This is a genomic window from Thiococcus pfennigii, from assembly GCF_016583835.1.
Taxonomy (GTDB): domain Bacteria; phylum Pseudomonadota; class Gammaproteobacteria; order Chromatiales; family Chromatiaceae; genus Thiococcus; species Thiococcus pfennigii.
On sequence record NZ_NRRW01000021.1, the window covers coordinates 19,263 to 38,975 of the forward strand.

General features: G+C 66.1%; 15 protein-coding genes, 1 tRNA gene and 1 pseudogene. 7 read left to right on the forward strand and 10 right to left on the reverse strand.

Annotated features, from left to right (window positions below; translation table 11 throughout):
• Positions 1–982: 982 nt before the first annotated feature.
• Entirely contained in the window at positions 983–1,897 is a 915-nt protein-coding gene (locus tag CKO41_RS08980; protein ID WP_200381884.1) for a sulfotransferase domain-containing protein, read from the forward strand.
• Positions 1,898–1,949: 52 nt separating this feature from the next.
• Here CKO41_RS08980 and CKO41_RS08985 read toward each other — a convergent pair whose 3' ends face one another.
• Positions 1,950–3,758, reverse strand: a complete 1,809-nt coding sequence (locus CKO41_RS08985; protein ID WP_200381885.1) for a cation:proton antiporter — start codon at positions 3,756–3,758, stop codon at positions 1,950–1,952.
• Positions 3,759–3,783: 25 nt separating this feature from the next.
• Complete coding sequence (locus CKO41_RS08990; RefSeq protein WP_200251319.1) at positions 3,784–5,349, reverse strand: BCCT family transporter; 1,566 nt, start codon at positions 5,347–5,349, stop codon at positions 3,784–3,786.
• Positions 5,350–6,511: 1,162 nt separating this feature from the next.
• On the opposite strand from CKO41_RS08990, the gene CKO41_RS08995 reads away from it, so the two are divergent.
• Both CKO41_RS08995 and CKO41_RS09000 read left to right on the forward strand, forming a co-directional pair.
• Positions 6,512–8,275: a SufS family cysteine desulfurase gene (locus CKO41_RS08995; RefSeq protein WP_200381886.1), complete on the forward strand. Its 1,764-nt coding sequence runs from the start codon at positions 6,512–6,514 to the stop codon at positions 8,273–8,275.
• 584 nt (positions 8,276–8,859) lie between these two features.
• Positions 8,860–8,936, forward strand: a tRNA-Arg gene (locus tag CKO41_RS09000).
• A gap of 521 nt (positions 8,937–9,457) precedes the next feature.
• Here the strand turns inward: CKO41_RS09000 and CKO41_RS09005 are convergent.
• Positions 9,458–10,597 carry a 4Fe-4S dicluster domain-containing protein gene (locus CKO41_RS09005; protein WP_242464165.1) on the reverse strand — a complete coding sequence of 380 codons (1,140 nt, stop codon included), beginning with the start codon at positions 10,595–10,597 and terminating at the stop codon, positions 9,458–9,460.
• Between the two features lie 343 nt (positions 10,598–10,940).
• On the opposite strand from CKO41_RS09005, the gene CKO41_RS09010 reads away from it, so the two are divergent.
• On the forward strand, positions 10,941–11,102 hold the full coding sequence (locus CKO41_RS09010; RefSeq protein ID WP_200251315.1) for a hypothetical protein: 162 nt from the start codon (positions 10,941–10,943) through the stop codon (positions 11,100–11,102).
• A gap of 429 nt (positions 11,103–11,531) precedes the next feature.
• The gene (locus tag CKO41_RS09015) at positions 11,532–11,912 is read left to right on the forward strand and encodes a hypothetical protein (RefSeq protein ID WP_420826468.1); all 381 of its coding nucleotides are present in this window, start codon (positions 11,532–11,534) and stop codon (positions 11,910–11,912) included.
• 319 nt (positions 11,913–12,231) lie between these two features.
• On the opposite strand, the gene CKO41_RS09020 is transcribed toward CKO41_RS09015, so the two are convergent.
• The 7 genes and pseudogenes from CKO41_RS09020 to CKO41_RS09050 all read right to left on the reverse strand — a co-directional run.
• Positions 12,232–12,651 carry an HIT family protein gene (locus CKO41_RS09020; protein WP_200251590.1) on the reverse strand — a complete coding sequence of 140 codons (420 nt, stop codon included), beginning with the start codon at positions 12,649–12,651 and terminating at the stop codon, positions 12,232–12,234.
• Between the two features lie 591 nt (positions 12,652–13,242).
• Positions 13,243–13,752 (reverse strand): FKBP-type peptidyl-prolyl cis-trans isomerase, encoded by a 510-nt coding sequence (locus CKO41_RS09025; RefSeq protein ID WP_200251593.1) that lies wholly within the window; start codon positions 13,750–13,752, stop codon positions 13,243–13,245.
• A 3-nt stretch (positions 13,753–13,755) separates the two neighbouring features.
• Positions 13,756–14,106, reverse strand: a complete 351-nt coding sequence (locus tag CKO41_RS09030) for a hypothetical protein (RefSeq protein ID WP_200251596.1) — start codon at positions 14,104–14,106, stop codon at positions 13,756–13,758.
• A gap of 360 nt (positions 14,107–14,466) precedes the next feature.
• A complete protein-coding gene (gene aprA / locus CKO41_RS09035; protein WP_200381888.1) occupies positions 14,467–16,365 on the reverse strand; it encodes an adenylyl-sulfate reductase subunit alpha in 1,899 nt (632 codons plus the stop codon).
• A complete protein-coding gene (aprB, locus tag CKO41_RS09040; protein ID WP_200251601.1) occupies positions 16,365–16,847 on the reverse strand; it encodes an adenylyl-sulfate reductase subunit beta in 483 nt (160 codons plus the stop codon). Before aprB ends, aprA begins: the two co-directional genes overlap by 1 nt.
• Positions 16,848–16,885: 38 nt before the next feature.
• A complete protein-coding gene (locus CKO41_RS09045; RefSeq protein WP_200251602.1) occupies positions 16,886–17,737 on the reverse strand; it encodes an adenylyl-sulfate reductase in 852 nt (283 codons plus the stop codon).
• A 391-nt stretch (positions 17,738–18,128) separates the two neighbouring features.
• Positions 18,129–18,353: pseudogene (locus CKO41_RS09050) on the reverse strand (nucleotidyltransferase family protein); the annotation flags it as partial.
• Positions 18,354–19,058: 705 nt separating this feature from the next.
• Here CKO41_RS09050 and CKO41_RS09055 point away from each other — a divergent pair.
• Entirely contained in the window at positions 19,059–19,310 is a 252-nt protein-coding gene (locus CKO41_RS09055) for an AbrB/MazE/SpoVT family DNA-binding domain-containing protein (RefSeq protein WP_200381889.1), read from the forward strand.
• Positions 19,307–19,639, forward strand: coding sequence for a type II toxin-antitoxin system PemK/MazF family toxin (locus CKO41_RS09060; RefSeq protein ID WP_200381890.1), 333 nt, complete (start codon positions 19,307–19,309; stop codon positions 19,637–19,639). The genes CKO41_RS09055 and CKO41_RS09060 overlap by 4 nt, the downstream gene beginning before the upstream one ends.
• The last annotated feature ends 74 nt before the right edge of the window (positions 19,640–19,713 follow it).

A 19,713-nucleotide genomic window follows, 5' to 3' on the forward strand; every position in this document is an offset into this window, starting at 1 on the left:
GCCCTCTCGACCAGGGTCATCGAGGGCTCGTCTCATGCCCCAACAGGGTAGCGCCGCGTGCGCTCGGGCGCGAGGCCCCGGCCGCTCCTGTGACCATGGTCACGACGCCTTGAACCCGGAAACGGCCGTGGACCGCTTCGTCATGGATTGACGTCGTTGAAACGGTAAAGAGGCCTCATGTGAGTCCTGCTCGCTGACGGAAGGCCGCCACGGTGCCCGATGCACCTCGGGCCCGTCCAACGGCCGCCTCTGGGTTGAAGGCCGCCCCTGAGCGACGCTCATTACGGCGATGGCGGCTCCGAAATCCGCTGCCGGATCACGTCAGCCGGTTCGCCCTCGTCGCACGGCGCCTGCGTGGGCGGGGAGATGGTGGGCGTGCGTGACGCGACGGGGTCGCGGCATCTTCCACCCGCGACCAGGCCGAGACCCTGGTGGCCTGGCGCCATGGTGGACCGACCCTGAGGTATCCCCACGAGATCGGCCTCGACGGCGAGTCGGTACGAACTGGGAGCCGCGCGACGGCGAGCTGGCTCAGATCGCGAGAGCCGGCTTCCGTCGGTCGGTCGACCTACGGACCGTGCCGGTATCGCCGGGGCCGTAGGTCGGGTTAGCCCCTCGGGGGCGTAACCCGACGGCCGGCGACGCGGTACCGACCGAGGTCGCTGTCGGGTTACGGCGCGCGCCGGCCAGTTCCTTTTCGGCGACCGCCGTGCCGGCGCACCTAACCCGACCCCGCCACTGCGGTTTAGGCCCTTTGTCCGTGGATACCTCAGGGACCGACCTGGGTCTCGGCCGCGAACGGCCCGTGCGAGGCCCGCTTCGCGGTACCATGACCCTTCGATCAGGAGGAATCCTCGATGCATCAGCCCTGCGCCCGCCGCCCGCGGGCATCCTGGTCCCGCGACCAAGTCTCGACCCTGACCGGTCCTGCCCGACGCGGATGGCCATGTGCGGCGGGGCTCGCCATCGAAGGGGGCGAACGATGAGTCCGCGCGGGCCGTTGGAGGGTCGCGGCGCCGGCAACGGGCGGCGCCCGGCGGCGCACTGGGGCGAGCCGCATCCGCTCCATGACCCTTGGATTCTCGCCAATTTCCAGGCCCGTCCGACGGACGTGCTCATCACCACGGCGCCCAAGGCAGGTACCACCTGGATGCAGCAGATCCTGCATCAGCTGCGCACCGGCGGCGATCCGGCCTTCGAGGATATCGACCAGGTCGTCCCCTGGCTGGAACGCCAGCGTCCTGCTCGGACCTGGCGCGAGGTGCTGGCGGACCTCGAACGCCGCCCCGATCCGCGCCTGTTCAAGACCCATTGCACCTGGGAGCAGACCCCCGGGCGGGACATCGCGCGGATCGTCCTCACGGTGCGGGACCCGCGGGACTGCTGCGTCAGCTTTTATCACCACCTGTGGGACATGTCCGATAGCGCGCTCGCCCAGCACGGGCTGGAACGTCCGCAGACCCTGGATGCCCACCTGGATGCCTGGCTCGCGTTCGGGGCCTGGTTCCGGAATGTGGCAAGCTGGTGGCCGCACCGACACAGGTCGAACCTCTTGATGCTGCGCTACGCCGATCTCAAGGCGGATCTCCGGGGTGCCATGTTGCAGATCGCGGGCTTCCTCGGCTGGTCCGTGCCCCCGGAGGCCCTGGAGCGCGCGCTGCATTACGCCTCCTTCACATGGATGAAGGCCAACAGCGATCGCTTCGTGGGTCGCAACGCCGACGGCAGCCCCATGTTCCGTCCCGGCGGCTTCATCCGCAAAGGCCAAACGGGCGACCACAAGGCCCTTCTCTCGCCGGAGCAGGAGGCGAGGATCCTGCGCCGCTGCCGGGACGAACTGCCGCCCGACTGCCTCGCCTACCTGGACCTGCCTGGATCGGGGGAGCCGCGCACCTGAGGCGGTGCAGGGGAGGCGATGGGCGCGGCAGGGCGCTGCCCATCCGTCGGGATCAGCCCGCTTGCGGCTCGGGTGTTCGGATGAGCCCGGCCACCTTCCAGCCGGCCCCGGGCTGGGGATGCGCGCCCCCGCCGAAGGGCGAGATGCGGCCCTGCGGGTCGAGCGCGAACAACGGCGTCACCCGTTGGCCATGCTCCGCGAGGTAGTCCTCCCAGCCGAACACCTCGGTCAGCTTGGTGAGGTGGACCTCGGCCCCCTGGCCGAGCAGGCTCGCGAGCTTGGCATAGGTCACATCCTCGCCGAACAGGGTATTGTCGCGACGATGACGGTGGCGGATCTCGGCGGGCAATCGCAGGTCGCGCTCCCCGGGCGGCAGCCGATAGACCCGGTTGCGGCCGAAGACCTTGCCGAACTCGAGGCTGGCGAGGGTATTCAGGTCCGTCCTGGGCGAGAGCGCGAACAACAGCCCCAGGCCGGTGAGCTCGAGGTGGCGCTCGGCGTGCTCGGAGGTCGGATTGCCATAATAGGTCGGCAAGCCCTGGAGCTGCGCCTCGCTGACGTGCTCCCAATGGGTGTCGGCCAACAGTACCGGGATCTCCAGCCGTTGCAATGCGGCTCCGATCGCGCGCGCGACCGGGTTCGCGCCGACGATCAGGACGCCGCGTGGCGGTGGCTCGCGCACCCCGAGAAAGGCGGCGAGCGGTTTGGCGGTTGCGCTCTGCAGGATCACGGTGAACAAGATCACCAAGAAGGTCAGCGGCACCAAGGCGTCGGCACCGGCGTAGCCGGCCTCGTCGAGGCGCAATGCGAACAGCGCCGAGACGGCGGCCGCGACGATGCCGCGTGGGGCGATCCAGGCCAGTAGGCCGCGTTCGGACCAGGACAGGGGCGTGCCCACTGTGCTGGCCAGGACGGCCAAGGGCCGGCCGAGCAACTGCATCCCGAGCAGTAGCCCCAACGCGCCCCAGCCTAGTGCCGGGATCGCCGCTGGCTCCAGCCGCGCCGCCAACAGCACGAATAGCCCGGAGATCAACATCAGACTCAGGTTCTCCTTGAACGGCAGGATATCGTCCAGGGGAACCCCCTTCATGTTCGCCAGCCAGATCCCCATCACCGTGACGGCCAGCAGGCCCGATTCGGCTTGGATCTGATCGGCGAGCTGAAAGACGGTGATGGCCGCAACGAGCGTGCCCAGGCTGTGCAGGTAGGCGGGCAGCCAATAGCGACGCAGGACGACCCCCGTCACCCAGCCGGCGACGGCGCCGATGACGGTGCCGACGACGAGCAGCAGCGCGAAGGTCAGCAGGGAGACGCCCAGGCTTGCGGCCTCCCCGGCGCTGAGCAGGAACTCGAACACCAGCACCGCGATGAGCGCCCCGATGGGGTCGATCACGATCCCCTCCCAGCGCAGTACGCGCGCGACGCGTTGGGTTGGGCGCACGCTGCGCAGCAGCGGGCCGATGACGGTCGGTCCGGTGACGATCGTAATGGCGCCGAAGAGCACGGCGAGCTCGAGCGGAAGGCCGATGAAGAACCAGGCGAGGGCGGTCGTGCTGGTCCAGGTGACCATGACCCCGAGCGTCAACAGCCGACGCACGGGCGCTTGCAGCCCGCGCACCTCGCGCATGCGCAGGGTCAGGCCCCCCTCGAACAGGATGAGCGCGACGGCCAGCGAGACGATCGGGAACAGCAGGTCGCCGAACAGGGCATCCGGGTGCAGCCAACCGGTGAGCGGACCGGCCAGGATGCCGGCGGCGAGCAAGAAGACGATCGCCGGCAGGCGCACGCGCCAGGCGAGCCACTGCGCGGCCAGGGACAGCACCCCAATGCCGACTAAGAGACTGGCCGCCTGGTGCGACATCGTGGTGGGACCTCGCGTCCTTCGCTCAAGCGCCGCTCGCGCGGGCGCCGGACAGGCCGCGGTGCAGGCTCCAGATCAGCAACAGCAGGAGCGCGGCGAACGGCAGTCCAGTGGCGATGGCCGCCGTCTGCAAGGCCGACAGGCCGCCGGCCACGAGGAGTGCCGCGGCGACCGCCCCTTCGGTCACGGCCCAGAACACGCGCTGAGCCACGGGTGGCTCGGTCTTGCCGCCGGCGGTGATCATGTCGATGACCAGCGAGCCCGAGTCCGATGAGGTGACGAAGAAGGTGATGATGATCAGGGTCGCGAGGACACCGGCGGTGCTCGCTAGCACGGTGACGATGCTGCCCGCGAAGCTCGCCCCGGGCAGCCTGTCGAGAAACACGAACAGCGATGTGGTGAGGTTCTCCTGGGCGGCCGCGGCGATCCCGCCCTCCTCGAACAGCTCGAAGTACATGGCCGCATCGCCGAAGATCGACAGCCAGAGGAAGGTCAGCAGGGTCGGTACCAGCAGCACGCCGGCGACGAACTGGCGGATGGTTCGCCCGCGCGAGACCCGGGCGATGAACATGCCGACGAACGGCGACCAGGCGATCCACCAGCCCCAGTAGAAGACGGTCCAGGCATTCTGCCAGTCGCCCGCCGAATAGGTCTCGTTCCAAAGGGCGAGATAGAAGAAGTCGTTCAGATAGAGGCCGAGGTTCTCGACGAATCCATTGAGGATGAAGAGGGTTGGTCCGACGACGAGGACGAAGAGCAGCAGGATGGCGGCGCCGAGCATGTTCGCCTCCGAGAGACGGCGAATGCCATGATTCAGGCCGGCGACGACCGAGATGGTTGCGATGCCGGTGATGGCCGCGATCAGGGCGACCTGGATCGTCGAGCTCTCGGGGAGGTCGAAGATGTGATTGAGCCCGCCGTTGATCTGGCTGACCCCGAGACCGAGGGACGTCGCGACACCGAACAGCGTCGCGACCGTCGCGACGATATCGACCAGGTGTCCCCAGAACCCGTAGATCCGATCGCCGAGCAGGGGATAGAAGATCGAGCGGATCGATAGCGGTTGCTTCAGGTTGAACGCGAAGAAGGCCAGGGCGACGCCGACGAGCGCGTAGACGCCCCATGGATGCAGGCCCCAGTGCAGAAAGGTGGTGCGCATCGCATCCTTGTAGGCCATGAGGCTGTGCGGTTCGGCGCCGTGCGGCGGCGTCACCAGGTGGTACATCGGCTCGGCGACGGCGTAGAACAGCAGGCCGATGCCCATGCCGGCCGAGAAGAGCATCGAGAACCAGCCGAGCAAGGTGAATTCCGGTTTGGCATCCTCGCCGCCGAGTCGGATCTTGCCGAAGCGCGAGAAACCGAGATAGATCACATAGATCAGGATCGCGTTGATGGCCAACACGAAGAACCAGCCGGTCGTGTTGGCGATCCACGCCTGCGCGGCATTGAAGAACTCGGCCATCGCATCGAGCCAGATGAAGCTCGCGGCGACGAAGCCGAGGATGACGACCGCGGAGGTGACGAACACGACCGGATTGAGATCCAGTAGCCGGGTGCCCTTGAGAACATAGGTCCAGTTCTTGACGCGCATGCGATGGGCTCCTTGCTGGGTTGGACGCCGCTGGCCTGCGAGACGACCGATCGGCACGCACGAGCGGTTGCGACCCGTTTCGAGCGGTCGGCGCTCCCCGAGCCTCGACGAGTCGGCCGCAGGCCGGGGCGCGGCCCGGCCTGCGTTCGAGCCAGGCGCCGTCCAGGCCTGACCCTCCGCGCCCGGGAGCGGGCTGGCCGAGGGTGTGGCCGGCGAGGCGCCTGTGTGCCAGCGATGCCTTGGCCTTGGCCTGGGCCGCGGCCGACCCTCCGTGCCCCACCTCGCGCCATGCCGTTGTCGGGGCATCGCTCGAAGGTGGGCAGGGCGGTGCGATGTCGATCGCCCGTGTCGGGCGGCCCCGGGTGTCGCTCGCACTGCGCCTCGATGGTGATCGATGCAGGCGGGCCTTCGTCGTCGTAGAGACCGGTCAGCGGGCCGGCGAGGCACTCGCCGCGTGCCCCGGCCAGCTCGCCCGAGGTGGCTCGTCCATCGGCCCGCGCCGTCTGCTCGATTGGGGTGGCGACCTCTTCTTGCGGGCGTATCCGTGGAGATCGGCCTTTCGGAGCTGCGTCGAATCGCAATCAGGCTGGCTTGGAACTCCGCGATGCGTCGGCGCAACTCAGCGATCGACACCCGCCGCGTGCGGTTCTCGGCACGCCGACGAGCCGACCCCGGGGGGCCTCGGGCAACAAGTTGGCATCAGTTTGCATGAGCAGGCTTTGAAACTGAGTCCTCTACCCCCTTGTTGCAAGGGGGCCTGAATCGTCGATGCCCGGGGCCGCAGAGGCAGGCCGGTGGTGGCGGCGAGACCGGGAGGACGAGCAGCCATTCGCTACGGCGGTAACGCCCGCAAGCGAGTGGCGCGCTGAACGGCCGTGGCTCCCCCGTGCGCCCTGGCGGTCGAGGCGACGAGGCTGACTCGTCGCGCCGGTCGTTGCAACGCGGAGGATCCTCGACCCGCAAGGGTTCGTTCGGCGCAGCGAGCGCATGGGTGCCCGCGCGCGTCGCGACCCGACCGGGCGGCGCATTGGTCCTTGTCCATCCAATCGTTGGGGTATTGCCGCCGCGCGGCTTGCAGACCATGGGGGCGGGGCCTAATCTCCACCCTCAACTGCCGTCGCCAGCGACGGCCTCCTCCGTCCGATGCCAAGACCGATCCGCGATGACCCGTTTCCGCTCACCCGCCGCCACCGCCTCGCCGTTCGATGTCGAGGCCGTGCGCGCCCAGTTCCCGATCCTCGCCACGCAGGCGCACGGCCGACCGCTCGTCTATCTCGACAACGCGGCGAGCGCCCAGAAGCCTAGGGCGGTCGTCGAGGCCGTCAGCGACTATTATCTCGGCAAGCATGCCAACATCCACCGCGGCGCCTATCTCCTGTCGCAGACGGCCACGCGTCTCTACGAGGAGGCCCGTGAACGGGTCGCGCGCTTCATCAACGCCGCCGAGCCCGCCGAGTGCCTGTTCACGCGCGGGACGACCGAGTCGATCAATCTGGTCGCCTCGAGCTGGGGGATGCAGCACCTGGGTCCAGGCGACGAGATCATCCTGTCGCTCCTCGAACACCATTCGAACATCGTGCCCTGGCAGCTCGTCGCCGAGCGGACCGGGGCCAGGATCCGCGTGATCCCGATCGACGACGCCGGCGATCTGCAACTGGATGCCTACTACCAGATGCTCTCGCCTCGCACACGCCTGGTAGCCATCGGCCAGGTCTCCAACGCGCTCGGCACCATCAATCCGGTCGCCGAGATCATCGCGGCGGCCCATGCGATCGGTGCGCTGGTGCTGATCGACGGCGCCCAATGGGTCGCGCACGGCCGCACCGACGTCCAGGCCCTCGATGCGGACTTCTATGCCTTCTCGGGCCACAAGCTGTACGGGCCGACCGGCATCGGCGTCCTCTACGGCAAGCGGCGGCTGCTCGATGCGATGCCGCCGTATCAGGGCGGTGGCGACATGATCGCGCACGTCAGCTTCACCGAGACGACCTTCGCCGAACTGCCCAACAAGTTCGAGGCCGGCACCCCGCATATCGCCGGCGCCGTCGGCCTGGCCGCGGCGATCGACTGGCTGGATGCCCTCGGGCTGGAGGCCGTCGCCGCCCACGAGGACGCGTTGCTGCGCGAGGCCACCACACGGCTCGCCGAGATTCCCGGCCTGGAGCTCAAGGGCACGGCCCGCCACAAGGCCGGGGTCCTGTCGTGGGTGGCCGTCGACCCGCCGATCTCGACCCTCGACATGGGCACCCGGCTCGACCTGGAAGGCATCTGCGTGCGGACCGGCCACCACTGCTGCGAGCCGCTGATGGATCGCCTGGGGGTGACCTCGACGGCCCGCGCCTCGTTCGGTGTCTACAACAACCGCGACGACGTCGAGCGCCTTGCGGGCGCCCTGGCCGAGGTCTTCGCCCGGGCACGCCGGCGCCCGGGTGCCGAACGCGCGGCGGCGATCGCCGAGACGATCGCCTACCCGGGTGCCGTGGCTGCGAGCCCCGCCGCGGTCGCCGAGGAGATTCGTGAACTCTTCGAAGTCCTGCCGGATTGGCCGATGCGCTACCAGCAGCTCATCGAACTCGGCGAGGGCCTGCCGGCGATGCCCGAGGGGCTGAAGACGCGGGCCAATTTCGTCTCCGGTTGTCAGAGCCAGGTCTATCTCGCGGCCCGGGTGCGGCCCGGTACGGACGATGTCATCGAATTCCTCGCCGATGCCGATGCCGACATCGTCCGCGGTCTCATCGCGCTCCTGCAACGACTCTTCTCCGGGCAGCGCGCGGCGGACATCTTGGCCTTCGACGCGAGCGCCTTCTTCGCCGAACTCGGCCTCGACCAACACCTGAGCCTGACCCGGCGCAACGGCCTCGCCGCGATGGCGCACCGCCTGCGCGAGCTCGCCGGCCTATACGGGCCCGACCCCGATGCCCCCTGAGCCGCGGCGACCTGGCGAAGTCAGCCGTTGGCCGCTGGCGCGTCGCCCCGTTCGCGAACCGAGTCTGGCCCGGAGCCGCGTTGCCAGCTGTCGGATTACGCCCAGAAGGGCTAACCCGACCTGCGGGCGCGGCGCCGTGCGAGGGGGGGCGGGTTAGGCGCGCTGGCACGTAGGTATCTGGAAAACAAAGGATTGCGCGCTCCGTAACCCGGCAGCGGCCTTGCCGAGAGTCGCGTTGCCGGCCGTCGGGTTACGCCCCGCGGGGCTAACCGGACCGAGTGTGCCGCGCGGTCATCGGCACGGCCCTCAGGGAGGGGCCTCCGCGGCTGCCGCCTCGACCGCGGCGAGAGGCGAGGATTCGCCTGTGCACCCGGTCGAGGATCGACCGGCACCCCTGCATTCCCAGCGAAAAAGGCCGCAGAACGGAGCAACCCTGTGGAACGCCCACGGCGGTTGACGTCGCCGCCTTTCGTGCGGATAATGCGCATCCTCGTCGGGCGAGAGGCCCCGGCAGTCGCTCAATCAGTCCGCAGGCATGCGTGACTGGATAGGGCCTCCAGGGATGGAGCAACACGCTTTTTCAAGCGCCCGTAGCTCAGCTGGATAGAGTACCTGGCTACGAACCAGGTGGTCGGGAGTTCGAATCTCTCCGGGCGCGCCAAATCAGAAAAGGGCTCAGCACCGAATCGGGGCTGAGCCCTTTTTTCGTTCGGAGGAACGGGAGACCTCCGGCGTTCCAGTCCCTGCGATGCTCGACCGCGATTGTCGATTCGCGCACGCCTCGGCGCCCGTCGTTCGCAGCGGATGCGCCCCTCATCGACATTCCCGTCCCCTCCAGGGCGGTTTTCTGGGCTCCATTTTCCGTTCAGTCGTCCAGGCGACTGAAATTCGTTGGCCCGTGCCTTCGCGGGCGGTGCACCTCCGGCGAGAGGGCGGCGGCCTCTTGGGTCTTCAACTGTCGGCGCCAATGCCCTTTGAGCGTCGCCTTGATGGCCTATGCGGCCTATTTGATGAAGGTCGTCGAGAACTGGTGGTGCCCGTTCGCCCGCGATTGCAGGCCGGCCTATGCCGAGGGCGCCATCGACATCTCCTCTTGGCATACCCTCCCCGAGGCGCGACCTGCGGCGGGGCGCCGGCCTCGGATGCGCCGCGCGCGGATCCGGTGGAAGGCCCGAGTCCGACTCACGGCAATAGTCGTTTCATCCGGTCGAGGACGAAGGGCCATAGACGGCCTTTCTCCCACAGGATACGTCCGAACAACTGGCCACGTGTCCGGGGCGGTCTGGGGCGCCGAGGGCGTTCGACCAGATGGATCGCCCCCTGTTCGCAGACCGCCACGCAGGCGCCGCAGCCGAGACAGACGGCGGGATCCACGGCGGCGAAGCGGGCGGCTCCGGGTCTCTGACGGGCGGCGGCTGCGACACCGATGCACTTGACATTACAGGTCTTGAGGCAGGCGCCGCAATAGTCGCAGCGACTCGGGTCGATCTCGGCCAGGAAGGGTGTCTTGGCGATCCCCTCGTCGAAGCCCATTTGGACGCCTGCCATCAGTTCGCAACAGCAGCGGCAGCAATTGCAGATGAATGAGGGGCGTTCCCGGACGTTGTCCGTCACGTGGGTCAGGCCCAGGGAGCGGGCGTAGGCGAGGGTCTCCAGCAGGCTCGCCTTGTCGCGCTCCCGCGCAAAGCCGCGACGGACCAAGAAGCGCGCGCCCTCCCCGAGGACCATGCAGATGTCCTCGACCGGTGCCCCCTTTCGGCAGTGCTCTCCTAGATGCTCCTTCTTGTGGCGACAGTAGCAGAGCGTGACCGCGCAGAAATCCGCCTCTTCGATGATCCGTCTGGCGTCCTCGTAGGCGGTGATGTGCGAACTGACGGGGATGTGCTCGTCATGGACGAGGGCGCGGGTGAGTTGGGTACGGCTGCCGAAGAATTCGCCGGCCTGCCCCGCTTGGCCGTTCTCTTGCAGGTACTCGCTCATCAGCCGAGCCAGATCGGTGAGCGGCAAATCGGTCCGCCGCCGCATGAAGGTGAATTCCATGAAGCCGATGAGACCGGGGACCAACAGGTAGTAGGTCGTGCCCCCGAATGCCATATCCATGACGAGGCCCTTGTCGGCCATGCGCTCGAGCACCGGCAAGAGATCTTCGGGAGATCGCCCGGTCCGTTCGGCCAATTCACCCAGGGTCGCCTCGTGCAAGGGGAAGCAGGAGCCGACGAAGGCCTCGGTATCATCGAAGAGGCATGACAGGATCTGCCGGAGTCGGGCGCTGTCGACGAGCCCGATCGGATAGCGGTTCAGGCGGTCGATCAAGGGCGTCAAAGCGGACTTGCTACCTGCCAAATGTCCCATCGAGTATCTACCTCATCTGCTCGCGTTCCGTCCCCCGCCAGACAGTCATGCATCGGATGGGCGCTGCGGTGGTCCGAATAGGCACCTCGAGCAATTCAAGGTCCCCGCGCGGGGCGAGGATGCCCTGCCGTTTTCAGTCGCCTAACCGATGGAAAATGAAGCGAAGCGGAAATCGAATTTTCGCTTCGCGTCTTGAAAAATCGCCCGGATAGCGGTTTTTCGAGGTCCCCTTGACAGGGTGATTGTGCCGCGATAGCTTCGTCCGCGCTATAGCACGCGACAAACGCCTTTACGTTCAGATGAGAGGTGACATATGAGCGAACCAACGAAGTCCCGTCCGAAGGTTCCGGATGGCCACAGCCGATTTTGCGTGACCCGTCAGAAGCAGCCCAATGAAAAGGGCTTCGTCGGATACGATGTGATCTGGGAAGGCTTCCAGAAAGAGGTCAAATACCAGACCCCGAAGCGCCCCTGAGCGATTGCGGCCGCGCGAAGCCCGCACGCGCGCGGCCGCTGGGCCGGTCTGACAGGGGGCAAGGAGATCGCCCGCCCGCTCGGGCGGGACCGGCCGGTTCGACGCATCTCGCTGCCAGACCGATCTGCGCAATCTCTGCTCCAATCTGGCGCGCCGTTGCGCCTCCGGCCGCGGGTGGCCGTTCCAACCCAGGCCGCGGTCGAAACAGGGCAGGTAGGGTGGCCGAGCGCGGCGATGCCCATCGGCTGTGCCAGAGACAACGAAATGCGCGAAAGGAGATGGTCGACGAACCGTTCGTGCTCGATCTTCGGACGGTGGCGCAGTATCGACTAGGCAGTAGGATGGGTGGCGCACAGCGGTATCCATCGGCTGTCGTGTCGTTTCTCATCGTTCCAAGTGGCCTCTCTCGCATCGCGTGCGCAGGATGCGGTGGCCGCGCTCCGGCGGTCGCCTGTCGGGCATGGGGGCTGGGCGGAGCGGGCCATCGAGGTGGTGAACATGAAACTCAAATTGGAGAGTTCCGAATTCGGCGAGCGGCAGGCGATATTCATCGCCGAGATCGTCGAGCGGATCAAGATCAAGCTGCAAGAAGCTGGCGTGGGCCAGGATAAGCTCGAAGACCTTACGGCGAGCATTGCCTTGAGCATCGCTGGGGTCATCGACGATCTCGCGCCGATCGAGGTGGACGGGGTGGAGGTGCACCCGTACCTGACCTTTCGCACCGAGGACGACGAGCTCCTTCATTGCGGCGAGAACGCATACACCCATGAGCAGGTGTATCGCGCCATGAAGAGGGCCTTCGGGTTCTAGCGCCGGCTCGAAACTAGCTGGCGTGTTCGGGTTGCGGCAGCGTAACCCGACATCCGCGGCCGGGATTGTCCAGGTTTTATCCCGTTCGCGTGTTTCGGGTATTTCGTATTTTCTATTGAACCGGCCAGGATATTGCCGGGACCTTGAAAGGCTACCCCCTGGCGCGGGATAGGAACCCCGCGATGTTCGATCGTGTTTCGGGGGCGGGCCGGGCGGGACCGGCGGCGAGGCCTCGGACCCCGGGCCGCTCCCGTGAACGGCGGTACCGCGGATTTCGGCGGTGCGGTCCGCATGCGCAGTGAGAGGGTTGCGCCGATCGTCAATCGGGCGAGACGGTGTAGAGCTTCTTGTGCGGGATGACGCTGCGCACTCCGCCCTTGGGGTTCTCGACATCGCCCTTGTACCGGGGGATCACATGGATGTGCAGGTGATGAATCGACTGTCCGGCCCAGTGGCCGACGTTGATCCCGATGTTGTAGCCATCCGGATGGTACTCCGCGTCGACGATCTCCTTGCCGCGGGCCACCAGGCCCCAGAGGTCGACGAGTTCGTCATCGTTGATGTCGAAATAGCTCGCGAAGTGCCGGTAGGGGATGACCAGGAAGTGCCCCGGGCTCGCGGGATGGCGATCGTAGGCGGCGAAGCCGTAACTGCCCTCGATCATCAACTGTCGGCCGGGCTTGGAGACGCAGAAACGACATTCCTCGGCGGTCTGGTGGCTTGGGTCTTCGGGCGTCATGGTCAGGGCTTGGTCTCCAAATGATGTCTTAGCGTGGACATTAGGGTGCGGCCTGGCCCGACGCGGCCGCGGCGATCTTCGTCGGGGCCGTAGGTCGGGTCAGCCCCTCGGGGCGTAACCCGACGGCCGGCGATGCGGCGCCCGCGGAGGCCGCTGTCGGGTTACGGCGCGCGCAGGGCTGTTCTTTGTTGGCGACCGCCGTGGCGGCGCGCCTAACCCGACCTACGGCGGTGCCGATGTTCGTCGGGGCCGTAGGTCGGGTCAGCCCCTCGGGGCGTAACCCGACGGCCGGCGATGCGGCGCCCGCGAGGCCGCTGTCGGATTACGGCGCGCGCAGGGCGGTTCTTTGTTGGCGACCGCCGTGGCGGCGCGCCTAACCCGACTACGGGCCGTGCCGGCATCGCCGGGGCCGTAGGTCGGGTTAGCCCCTCGGGGCGTAACCCGACGGCCGGCGATGCGGCGCCCGCGGAGGCCGCTGTCGGGTTACGGCGCGCGCAGGGTTGTTCTTTGTTGGCGACCGCCGTGGCGGCGCGCCTAACCCGACCGGGCCGCGGCGATCGTCGTCGGGGCCGTGGGCAGGGCATCGAAGGTTCAGATCGGCCGCGTTTGCAGCCCACCGAGATCCGGCCCTCGCTCGACCTGGCCGCCGGCGAGGATCTCCTCATCGGTCGCGTCGCGCACGGTCAGCACCTCGAGCTCGAATACGACCTGGCGGCCGCAGAGTGGATGGTTGCCGTCGACCGTCAGCGTCCGGTCGTCCATGCGGGTGACGAGGAAGGTTCGTGTGTGCCCCTGATCGTTCTCCATGGTGATGCGCGTGCCGACCTCCCGATATTCCTCGGGGACGTTTTCGATCGAATCGGTGACGACCAGGGATTCGTCTCTGGGGCCATAGAGATCGGTGCAATCGATCGGCACCGAGATCCTGTCGCCGGCTGCCTTGCCCTCCAGTTCCGCCATGATCTGGGGCGCCAGGACCGAGTTGCCGCCCTGGACGTAACCCAATGGAAACTCGACGGTGGTCAAGACGTCGCCGGTCTGTCGATCGACGATCCGGTAGGTCAGTTCGACGAATTTGTTGGCTGCGATGATCTGTTTCATGGGTCAGAAGATCGATGCGGCGAAGATCTTGACCTCGCCATTTTCGTAACCAATGACCATTCGGCCGAGCCACTCGCCTTCCCGTGCGGTGCTCCGCACCCGGTAGAGGGCCGTCACATGTTGATCGCGCCGGATCAGCCCCAGAAAGTCCCTTTCCTCGACCAGATTGCGCGCGAGCGCGCTGTGGGCGAACTGCTTGCCCATTTCGACTTCGTTGAGGCCGAGCAACAGGTTGTAGGAGAACCGCCTGATGAACTTGCCGTACTCGCCGGTATTGGAATAACGGACGAGGTCATCCCACATGGGATGGGCGATCGCGAGGATCTCGTCGTCGGTCTTGTCGTTGATGTTCATGTCATGTCGCCATCGATGGGCCGACGCCATCGTGACGTCAAGGCCGTTGCGGAACCTGGGGGACGGACACGCAGACAGGGCGCCTCGCGAAATCCAAGGCCCCCACCCGGAACAGGTCCGGTCGCGGCCGGCATCAGGGGTCGCCTGGTCGCTGGTGTCGCAGGAGACGACCGGTGATGGGCGGCGGATTGCCCGGCTGGGCCCGGCGGGTGTAGGTGCCCGCCTGCGGGCGACGGTAGTCCGGTCGCCCGCAAGCCGGTCCTACGGGGTTGGCCGCTGTCCCGCCATCGCCGCATGGATCGGCGATGGGCGAGGGTGGGACCCCTGGCTGCACCAAGGGCCCCAGGCCTCGAGATGCCTTCAGGCCTCTTCTGGTGCCGCCTCCTGCGCCTCTTCTTTCGCCTCGACGAGGTGGTAGCAAGGCGCCTTTTCCATCGTGTATTCGCCGGTCTCGGGATCGCGGCGCGACACCGTCAGCACGTGCCAATTCTCGTCGTCGAGCTTCAGGCAGTCGCCGCGGTAGTAATAACCCGGCCAACGGGTCTCCTTGCGGAACAGGGTGTGATGCATGACGGCTTCGGACGTGAGATGGCGGTGCTTGAGCTCCCACGCGCGCAGCAGTTCGTGGATGTCCTCGGCCGCGAGCTTCTCGAGGTCCTCCTCGAGGAGCTTCATCTTCTTCAGGCCGATGTTCAGCAGCTTCTCATTGGTCATGTAGCTGACGGTCACTCCGCCGCAGTACTCGTCCATCAGTTTCTGCAGGCGATCGAGGCCCTGGCGCGGGTTGATGTAGTTCGGGTTGACCGAGCCGGCGGTGATCTCGTTGCGATAGATCCGGTAGTGCTCCAGCGGCTTGTAGATCTCCTCGCGCCGGCGATCGATCTGCTCGTCGGAGACGCGGATCCCTTCGGCCTTGCCGTCGTCGATGTACTTGCAGGCGGCCTTGGCCGCGAGACGACCCTCGGTGAAGGAGCCCGAAGAGAACGCGTGCGGCGTGCCGCCGGCCGCGTCGCCGGCACCGAAAAGCCCCTCGACGGTGGTCATGCGGTTGTAGCCCCAGAAGTACTCGGGCGGGGAGATGTCCTCCGGACCCGAGCACCAGGCGCCGCAACCGGTCGCGTGGGAGCCCATGACATAGGGCTCGGAGGTGGTCAGCTCGGGGTTCTCGTTCTTCGGGTCGACGTCGGTGGCGGCCCAGAGCACGGCCTGCCCGACGGTCATGCCGAGGAAGTTGTGCCAGCCGATCTCCTCGAGATGCGGATCCTGGAAGGCCTCCATCGTGACCATGTGGATCGGTCCGCGACCGGCATTGACCTCGCTGATCAACGCATGGTTGCGCAGACAGGTCGGGATCGGGCGGTGGGTTCGGTGGGAGAGTTCCGGATCCAGATACTCCTTGCCGACCATCTCTTGGAGCTGCGGCCACCACTTGGACTCGTACTCTTCGCCGACCCCGTTCTGTGTGTAGGTCTTCAGGTGCAGGAAGTAGGCGCCGACCGGGCCGTAGCCGTCCTTGAAGCGGGCCAGGACGATGCGGTTCTCCATCTGGGTCATCTTGGCCCCGGCGCCGATCAGGAGACCATAGGCCGAGCCCGAAGACCAGGGCGCATACCAGACGCGACCGGCCCCTTCGCCGACCGAGCGCGGCTTGTAGATGTTCGAGGCGCCACCGGCGGCGACGATGACCGCCTTGGACTTGAAGACGTGGTAATTGCCGGTGCGCACATTGAAGCCGACGGCGCCGGCGACGCGATTCGACCGGCTCTCATCCATCAGCAGATGGGTCAGGCAGATCCGGTTGAAGACCTTGTCCGCCGACTTCTTCGCGGCTTCCGCGACGATCGGCTTGTAGGACTCGCCGTGGATCATGATCTGCCAGCGGCCCTCGCGCTGATAGGCCCCGGTCTTCGGGTTGCGCATCAGGGGCAGACCCCACTCCTCGAACTGATGCACAGTCGAGTCGACGTGGCGCGCCATGTCGAACAGCAGATCCTCGCGAACCATGCCCATCAGGTCGATGCGGGCGTAACGGACATGGTCTTCCGGGTTGTTCTCGCCGAACCGGGTTCCCATGTAGCAGTTGATCGCGTACAGGCCCTGCGCGACGGCGCCGGAACGGTCGATGTTCGCCTTCTCGGCGATGACGATCTTCTTGTCCTTGCCCCAATACCGAGCCTCGAAGGCCGCACCCGTGCCGCCCAGGCCGGCGCCGGCGACGAGGATGTCGATATCGTCTTCGATGATTGTCTTGTAAGCCATCAGTAGTACACCCCTTCCTTCATCTTCAGGCCATTGGACTCGAGCGTGTGCAGGTCGCCCTCATCGAGGCGAATGTACTTGGGCTCGTTGAACAACAGCTGGCTGTCGCGCATCTCCTGGCTCGGCGCGGGCGCATCGGCGAGCTGCGGAATGCCTTGGCCCCAAGGCTTGGTGGTGATGGGCGCCAGCAGATTCATGTCCTTCTTGCCGTTGCGGAAGATGATCCGCCAGGCGATGACGCCCTTTTCCTCGTCGCGCCGCACGCGCACCGAATGGCCCAGCGGCGCGAAGTCGGCGTAGCCGCGGACGTCGATCGCATTGTGCGGGCAGGCCTTGACGCAGGAGTAGCACTCCCAGCACATATTGGGCTCGATGTTGTAGGCGCGTCGGACAGTGGTGTCGATGTGCATGATGTCCGAGGGGCAGATATCAACGCACTGGCCACAACCATCGCAGCGAGTCATATAGACGAAAGTCGGCATCTTCTGTTCCTCTCAGTGATCCGATTTATCGAATCGAATCAGTAGTGGTTCGGCGCTTCACGCTTGATACCAAGCCCCATGTAGGGCGGGTTGTCGCCCATGTACTCGGGGATGTCGGGGTAGCGTTGCTTGACGGCGGGATCCGTCAACTCGGGCAGGTCGGGGAGCTTGTCCCGCGAACCGTCGGCCTTGGCGACCTTCTTCTGGTACGCCGCCGCGGGCTTGTAGAACATGTGAGCGAACTTCGACCAGAAGACGGTGCTGAACAGCGTGGTGGCCGCGACGATGAAGACGAAGGCGGCGACGCCGGCGAGCAGGCCGCCGCCCATCGCCTGAAGCAGGGACCAGACGAGCGCGAAGGTCGCCATCAGCAGCAGCGAGACGACGAACAGGTCCGAGCGATGGACGTCGTACCACTGATGGCCCTCGGAGCGCACATCGACGCGGATCTTGAACCAGAACCAATAGCCGCCGACGCAGATCGAGACCGCGCCCAGGTGCCAGAGGAGGGGTGCGAGGAAGGAGGAATCGCCCTCGGCGGCGGGCAGGCCGAAGATCATCATCGCGCTCGTCACGACGAAGACGACGAAGCCGTACATGATCAGTAGGTGGGACTTGCGTCGATCCGGGTTTTCGAACTCGCCCGAGGCCAAGACCTCGTGGGCGACCGTGCCGGCGGCGATGCCGATCTTCTCCACGGAGCTGACGTTGCGCGTGGCCAGTTTCTTGAGCGCCTGGCCTCTCTCGAAGAAGTACTTGGCGCTCTTCTTGTGGACGACGTCGAGCAGGGTGCCGCCGATGACCAAGAGGACCATCAGGACCACGTAGGTCTGCATGACCGCCGGTGGGATGAGAGCCGAAAGTTCCACGAAGGGATTGCTGGTAATCATTTGACCGCGTCTCCGTTGGGCGCTGATTTGCGGGGATCCGATTGTAAATGGTCAGAAATACAACAGAAATTTAGTAGTTTTTTGGGGCGCATAGAGCCGGCTAATCGTTGTCGAGGTGATCTGTCGGGGGGTGGGCTAGGCGCCACTTGGTGATAGGGAATGCCGATGGTGCGGGCGCGAAATGGCTTTACACGGCGATACTGTGGCCGCCGAGCCAGCGTATCCGGTTAGTATGAGGCATCGGCGTGGCGGGTAGCGGACGAGCTTGCGGCTTGGAGGTGCTGTGCGACATCCGTGGCAGGCAGGCGCAACCTTTCAAGCTCATCGATTCGGCCCGCGAACGCGTCACGGTCGAAGCGGATCTCGGCGCGGAGCCGCTGCAAGGGTGCGTTCACAACGGCTCTCCCTCGGCCTCGATCCGCTCGCGCAGACTTCCCGGCGCCGACTCCAGCTCCACCAGGTCCACGGGCGCCTCGAAGACGTCCATCAAGTCGCCCAGTGCCGAAAAGAACTGATCCCGCTCGAGCCCCGAGACGGCAAGGTCCACATCGCTCCTGGCATGAGTGCCGCCGACCGCAAGAGAGCCGAACAGCACAACGCGATCGGCACCATAGCGTTCTCGTAAGTAGGCTGACGGCGGCTGGTAGGCGGGCCCGCAACGCCTGTGCGCGCACCGCGCCGGTCGTGGTGTGCTGCTGCTCGGTGCGGCGGCGCAGGTGGCGCGCCAAGTCGGCGGGTTTGACCCTGTTCATCGTGACTGGATTCTAGCGCGCCGCCGCGGAAAATGGGCATAAAGGTCTTGCTGGCACCGGTCGGATCTGGCTCGTCGTGGCCGAGCGGTGTCGCGGAGTCCGCTACCCGGTCGAGCGCGTCCTGCGGGACGCGAAGCTTGCCGGGAGTTGTCGCGCAGTTGGCGTTGCGCGCTCTGAAGCGAAGCGGAAATCGCATTTTCGCTTCGCGTGTTGAAGAATTGCCTGGATGGCAATTTTTCAAGGTCCCCTGAAGAGGCTCGCGCGGAGACGCAGAGGCGCAAAGTGAAGAAAGCGCCTTGGTCGATGTCGCCAGTGCCCTTGTCTTCTCCTCTTCATTCTCCGCGCCTTTGCGTCTCTGCGCGAGATCTCTTTTTTGCGGTCATGCACCCGTCATTACCCCAACCGACGAGGTGCGTGACGTCGAGGTGTTTGGGGAGCGAGCACGGGCACCCGTTTCGAGGCGCCTTTTCTAAACGGCGCGTCCTCGTCGTCCGCTCCAGTATGGGATCTCAGGGCTTGCATGGCGCGCAGCATGTGACTACATTGTTGTTACTTTAGGAGGGTTTGCCATGAAGGTCAATCTCGTGTCGATCGGCAACTCGAAGGGGGTGCGCATCCCCGCGTCCGTCATCAAGGAATGCGGTTTCGGTAACGAGCTCGAGATGCGCGTCGAGAACGGCGTCGTGATGTTGGCGCCGGCACGGGGCGTGCGCGAGGGCTGGAGCGCCGCCTTCGAGAAGATGGCGGCTGCCGGCGACGACGCGCCCCTGATCCCCGACACGGTCGAAAACGGGTTCGGTAGCCAAGGCTGGACCTGGTGAAGCAGGTCCGCCGGTACGAGGTGTATCTGGTCGATCTGGACCCGACGCAAGGATCGGAAATCCAGAAGACCCGGCCGTGCGTCGTCATCTCGCCGGACGAGATGAATCGCTACATCCGCGCCGTCATCATCGCGCCGATGACGTCCACGCGACGCGACTACCCGACCCGGGTCGATCTTGTCTTTCAGCGGAAGAGAGGTCAGGTGGTCCTCGATCAGATCAGGACGGTCGACAAGTCCCGCCTGGTGAGACGGTTGGGCGTTCTGCCGGAGGCGCGTGCCCGGGAGGTGGCGGGTGTCCTGCAAGAGATGTTCGCCTACGGGGACTGACGGAACCGATTCTTCCTCGATCCGTCGATTCCGTCCTCTGACGGGTTTCGGGATGGCTTGGACGGTTGACGGTC